At 36.1% G+C, this 6,152-nt stretch carries 5 protein-coding genes and 1 rRNA gene; 2 read left to right on the top strand and 4 right to left on the bottom strand.

Features of this window, described 5'->3' with window-relative positions; genetic code table 11:
• The first annotated feature begins 33 nt into the window (after window positions 1-33).
• Window positions 34-148, top strand: a 5S ribosomal RNA gene (rrf, locus tag B9T28_RS14085).
• A 647-nt stretch (window positions 149-795) separates the two neighbouring features.
• Here rrf and B9T28_RS14080 read toward each other — a convergent pair.
• From B9T28_RS14080 to B9T28_RS14065, 4 genes are all read right to left on the bottom strand, one after another.
• Window positions 796-1,539: an amino acid ABC transporter ATP-binding protein gene (locus B9T28_RS14080; RefSeq protein ID WP_086204612.1), complete on the bottom strand. Its 744-nt coding sequence runs from the start codon at window positions 1,537-1,539 to the stop codon at window positions 796-798.
• A gap of 11 nt (window positions 1,540-1,550) precedes the next feature.
• Window positions 1,551-2,228, bottom strand: coding sequence for an amino acid ABC transporter permease (locus B9T28_RS14075; protein WP_086204611.1), 678 nt, complete (start codon window positions 2,226-2,228; stop codon window positions 1,551-1,553).
• Between the two features lie 2 nt (window positions 2,229-2,230).
• Window positions 2,231-3,073 (bottom strand): amino acid ABC transporter permease, encoded by an 843-nt coding sequence (locus B9T28_RS14070; protein ID WP_086204610.1) that lies wholly within the window; start codon window positions 3,071-3,073, stop codon window positions 2,231-2,233.
• Between the two features lie 96 nt (window positions 3,074-3,169).
• Complete coding sequence (locus B9T28_RS14065; protein WP_086204609.1) at window positions 3,170-4,069, bottom strand: amino acid ABC transporter substrate-binding protein; 900 nt, start codon at window positions 4,067-4,069, stop codon at window positions 3,170-3,172.
• A 502-nt stretch (window positions 4,070-4,571) separates the two neighbouring features.
• On the opposite strand from B9T28_RS14065, the gene B9T28_RS14060 reads away from it, so the two are divergent.
• The gene (locus B9T28_RS14060) at window positions 4,572-6,023 is read left to right on the top strand and encodes an RNA polymerase factor sigma-54 (RefSeq protein ID WP_086204608.1); all 1,452 of its coding nucleotides are present in this window, start codon (window positions 4,572-4,574) and stop codon (window positions 6,021-6,023) included.
• The last annotated feature ends 129 nt before the right edge of the window (window positions 6,024-6,152 follow it).

Genomic DNA, 6,152 nt, shown 5'->3' with positions numbered 1-6,152 from the left:
ATAAGACCTTGGCGAGTAAGCATAAACAGTTGTGCTGGCGACAATAGCAAGAGTGAACCACCTGATCCCTTCCCGAACTCAGAAGTGAAACCTCTTAGCGCTGATGGTAGTGTGGGGTTACCCATGTGAGAGTAAGTCATCGCCAGCTCATTAATTCTAAAAACACCCCAACTTAACAGTTGGGGTGTTTTTTTATGGGGGAAATATAAGGAAGTAAATAATACGAAGTTAAAAAATAAAATAATATGAATAAGATTAAACCTGCGTATAAAATTTTATTAGATAAGGATTGGAGCTTAGAAAAGTTTACAGTTTTTACTAGATTATATTTTCAGAATTATTCTTTTATATATTGTTTAGAGGATTTATCATCTTCTGAAATAAAATAAAACTCTTATAAATTAGAGAATATACTTAAAGAATTTAAGTTTAGATCTGGTCTAAGTTATGTCAACATATATACTATTTTTCGTAATGAAATTAGAAAAGATGAGATGATGAGGGTTATATTGCATTGCAAGCTACAGCAGAAAATGGTTATTTGAACATTGTTCAACTGCTAATTACACATTTCTGACGGGGGTTGCTTCATATATGTGCATTAGGTAAACTCCTGTTCTACCTGGCTTCCTATTACTCAGACCGATTATTGTTGTTTTTTGTCTAGGAAACTTCCTGTTCCCTATGTAGTTAGAATATGATTTTAACGAAGTATGAATCGTCGCTTGTTGCAGCATTACAATAAAGCAGATCAGGTGATCTGCTTTTAAGTTGATTAAATAAAAAAGTCCTAAATTAATGCACCATTGAAATTTTATCTAAGAAGTGTTTTGTCCGCTCATGTCGCTCTTCCGGTTTATTAAAAAAGTCAGATGTTGAACAGTCTTCAATGATTTTCCCTTGATCCATAAAGATCACACGACTTGAAACTTTACGCGCAAAGCCCATTTCGTGGGTGACACACATCATAGTCATACCTTCTTTAGCCAGTTGACTCATGACATCTAAAACCTCGCCAACCATTTCAGGGTCAAGTGCAGAGGTTGGCTCATCAAAAAGCATACAAACTGGATCCATACATAAGCCGCGCGCAATCGCGACACGTTGTTGCTGGCCACCTGAAAGTTGACCTGGAAATTTATCTTTGTGTACAGCTAAACCAACACGATCTAAATATTGAAGAGCTTTTTTCTTTGCTTCATCTTTAGTTCGATTCAGCACTTTAATTTGCCCTATCATTAAATTATCAAGTACAGTCATGTGCGGAAATAATTCAAAGTGTTGGAATACCATGCCGACACGAGAACGGAATTTCGCTAAATCAGTTTTAGGGTCTTTCAGTGCGGTACCATCTACAATAATGTTACCTTCTTGGAAAGGTTCTAAAGCATTTACAGTTTTAATGAGCGTAGATTTACCTGAACCTGAAGGCCCACAGACCACCACAACTTCACCTTTTTCGATGGCTGTTGAGCAGTCAGTTAAAACTTGAAAATCTCCATACCATTTTGAGATATGTTGTATTTCTATCATTGGCATATCGATTCTCCTTAACGAATTATGGCTATTTTTTGATGTAAACGCTTAACCAAGCGTGAAAGCGCAAAGGAAATACAGAAGTAAACAATCGCTACAACTAGATAGAATGTAGCTTTGGTTTCTGAACCATAGGTATTAGCAAGGGTATTGGCATTGCCTAAAAAATCAGGCGCGCTGATGACATACACCAATGAAACGTCTTGAAACAATACAATGGACTGTGTCAGTAATACCGGCAGCATATTACGGAAGGCTTGCGGTAAAACAACATTTGACATGGTTTGTCCATAGGTAAAACCAAGTGCGTAGCCTGCATTGACTTGACCTTTGGATACAGATTGAATTCCTGAACGAACAATTTCTGAAAAAAATGCTGCTTCAAAAATTGCAAATGTGACCACACTTGAAAAAAGTGGCCCATAGTAAGTATCTGATTGAAATTCAAAAAACTTTGGTAGTAAAAAATAGAAAATGAAAATGACTTGAATTAACGGTACACCACGAAAAAAATCGACATAAATTTTTGCAAAATTACTGGCGAATTTGTTTTTTGAAAGTCGCATCATTGCTAAAGGCGTACCAATTAAAATTCCGCCAATAACTGCCAAAATGGTAACGGTAACGGTAAATTTAAAGCCATGCAGCAATGTCGTCATGACATCTTGGTTTTGTAATACGCTGAAATCCATAATTACTGATCTCCTGAGCCAAGGCCAGGAACAGCCATACGTTTCTCAACCCACGCCATCATGAGTTTAATACTATAGGTAATAATCAAATACACAGGCGTTGATAAAATAAGAATTACAATATCTTGCGAGGTTTCTTCGCGCATTGTTTTGGTGTAGGCGAAAAAATTGAGAATACTGAGTGCATATAAAACTGCAGCATTTTTAAATACGTTCATGGCTTCCGAGGTTAGAGTCGGCCAAACTGTTCGATATGCAACCGGTAAAATGACATAGCGATAACTTTGTGCTTGGGTCAGACCAATTGCAAACGCAGCATTTTTTTGACCAGTAGACACAGTGATAATACCGGCACGAACCTGTTCAGCAATACGTGCAGCAGTATATAAACCTAAGGCAAATACCCCAATAATGGTCGGGTTGTCATTGAGAATGTTTTGCCACCATCCGCCATGTACCATTTCACCACTACCTGTACTTAAACTTAAAGGGAGTAGTTCTGGAAAGACAAATGCCCAGAAAAATAATTGAACGATAAGGGGGATATTGCGAAATAACTCAACATAGCAGGTACCAATGAAAGCTAAAGATTTATTGGGAACTGTGCGTAGAATACCGATGATAGAACCAATCACAAAAGCAACCACAAAGGCTGCAAGTGCTGTCCATACCATGGTCCAAACACCTGCCCCTAAAAGTTGTAACCATGTGGGAGCATCTGCGACAGGTGAATAACTTTCACCACCAATCGCCTTACATATCGTTTCAGCCCATGCTGCTTTATCTAAGCTATATTCATTTGAGGGGAGACAATAAGCGGTCCAATTAAGTGAGCCAACGGACATGTGTGCTCCTTTTATTTTCGAATTTTAAAATGTTTTATAGATCAAAATACGCGAATATCTTGACCTATAATGAATGGGTATATTTATGTCTAAATTTTAGCTAATACCAGCATCAGTTGGATGGGCTTTAAGTTTTAAATATGAAGGGCTCATTGGCATATTTAGGTTGATGTTCTTAGGTGCAATTGGAGATTGGAACCATTTTTTATACAGGGCAGCCATTTGACCATTTTTCCACATCATGTTGACCACTTTATCTGCAATGGCTTTATAGGCTGCATCATCTTTAGGTAACATAATGCCATAAGGCTCAGAAGATAAAATAGGACCTACAATTTTAAAATCTTTTGGATTTGATGACTTAGCAATTAAGCCCGCTAGAATATTATCATCCATCACAAATGCCGCTGCACGACCAGAAGCAACCATCGCAAATGAATCTGAGTGGTCTTTGCCATACACATTATTTACGTTAATGTGTTCACCTTTTTCACCCATTTTAATGTATTTATCAGAGGTTGTACCTTGAGTGGTTACAACCGCTTTACCATTTAAATCAGCAATCGTTTTAATAGGTGCATTGGCTTTAACGGCCATACGAACTTCAGTGGCATAGTAATTGGTCGAGAAACTGACTTGTTGTTGGCGTTGAATAGAGTTGGTTGTCGTACCACATTCCATATCAATATTTCCAGCCAACATTTCTGGAATACGCGTTGAAGAGGTGACTGCTTTGTATTCCACCTTGAGATTCGGCATTTTCAGGTCTTTTTTCAGTTCATTTGCAAAATTATTACAAATATCAACTGCATAACCCATAGGTTTGCCACCTACAATATAGGAAATAGGATCTGAAGATTCACGATAGCCAATAATAATTTTTCCAGACTGTTTGATTTTAGCCAGCGTATCTGCGGCTTGAACCTGAGAAAAAGCACCGCCAGCCAAGAGAACGCCAAGTGTTGTTGTTAAAACTTTGGTAGACAATTTCTTCATTATGAAGACTCCATTTGCTATTTATTTGATAGGTATATAGTTATTAAATCGGCTCTAGTTTGTTAATAAGCAAATATCGAGCCAAAATGTATGATCCTTCATACATCATTTATCTCTTTATTTTTATACCTTCACTTAAAATAAGTAAAGGATAAAAATAATAAATTTAGAATGGCTAATATGTGAATTACATCGCTTTTTCATTTTTATATTCTATTGGAAAAATAAACAATAAGACCTAGGTTGAGTATTTATTTCAAGATATAGCTTTTCAATTTATATTTTTGCAAATGATGAGTATCTTTATGTTTTTTTGGCTCCAAATTTTTAAGATTCACGGCCTGATTTTTAAATAAATTTAATGAACTCTAATGCACGTTGAATAGCTGAATGTTTATTTAAAAATATAAAAATTACTGCAAAAATATAAAATGATGTGCTATAAAAATAAGTAGGCATAATTTTTGCTTATGCTTTTGTAGTATTAAGGATATGTATCTATATGAAGTTATCGCTTGGATTAAAGGTTGCAAATTCGTTGTCATTAACACCACAACTGCAACAGGCCATTCGATTGCTGCAATTATCCAGTCTTGAATTAGAGCAGGAAGTTCAGATTCAGCTCGACAGTAATCCTTTACTTGAAAAAATTGAGGATGAAGATTCAAATGAAAGTTTAGATCATCCTCAACCAGATCAGCACGAAAAGGAATTATCTGAATCATTAAATGCCGATCATTTACCAGATGAACTTGCCGTAGATACGGATTGGGATGATGTTTATACACATCAATCTACAGCAATGGAACGTCCAGAATTTGATGAGCGAGAGGATAACCGTCAGGGACATACGTCATTAAAAGAACACATGCTGGGTCAAATTAATCTCTTAAATTTTTCAGCTGTTGATAAATTGATTGCCTATTGTATTGTTGATGCTTTGGATGAAAAAGGTTTTTTAGATGCTGATTTAGCGGAAATTATTTTATCGGTTCAACATTTATTAACTCAAATGGATCATGTGGTTGATGTCGAAGAAGATGAGGTTTTGGCTGTGCTGAAGCATATTCAGCGTCTCGATCCTATTGGAATAGGTGCACGTAATTTAGCTGAATGTTTGTTTGTTCAAATAGATACTTTACCGATACAAACTGAATTCAGGCAAGAAGCGTTATTGTTGTTAAAACATTATGAGTTATTAATTAGTAATGATTTGAATAAATTAGTTAAACAAACTGGATTGAATTTTGAACAGTTGAAGGCTGCTGTAGAATTATTAAAAACACTAAAGGCGCATCCAGGAGCAGAGTTTGAGTATAAAGATTTAGATTATCAGATTCCAGATGTCGTGGTATCCAAGAAAAATGGTGCTTGGAATGTTCAGTTAAATCCAGATGTGATCCCGAAATTGCGTATTAATGCTTTTTATTCAGGCATGATTAAACGTGCAGACCAAAGTGATGATAATCAATATTTACGCAATCAAATGCTTGAAGCTAAAAATTTTATTAAAAGTATTGATGAACGTCATAAAACCTTACTTAAAGTGGCAAGCTGCATTGTGCAACATCAACGTGAATTTTTAGAAATTGGTGTTGAGGGAATGAAACCACTCGTGTTGAGGGAGGTTGCAGATGAGGTGGAATTACATGAGTCGACCGTTTCTCGGGTAACAACGAATAAATATTTACTCACTCCACGAGGCCTATTTGAATTGAAATATTTCTTTTCGAGCCATGTCGGAACAACCTCAGGTGGAGAGGCATCATCTACAGCAATTCGGGCTAAAATTAAAAAACTTGTTGCGGATGAAAATCCAAGAAAGCCATTGTCCGATAATAGCATTGCGAATCTTTTAAAAGATGATGGTATCGATGTGGCGAGAAGGACTGTGGCGAAATATCGTGAATCGTTACATATTGCTTCTTCATCAGATAGAAAAGTCTTGATCTAAATTTTAAAGTGTGATTATTCTAGAGATTCATTATGACGAAATAATGAATCTTTTTTGTTTTTTGGAGTGATTGAAATGCGTGTATGAGTATCTTGCAGAATTGATCCAGCCGTATTCTGTCATGAAGTT

This window comes from Acinetobacter silvestris (assembly GCF_002135235.1).
GTDB classification, from domain to species: domain Bacteria; phylum Pseudomonadota; class Gammaproteobacteria; order Pseudomonadales; family Moraxellaceae; genus Acinetobacter; species Acinetobacter silvestris.
Note: the sequence above shows the minus strand (reverse complement) of the source record. Positions and strands in the feature narration are given on the sequence as shown.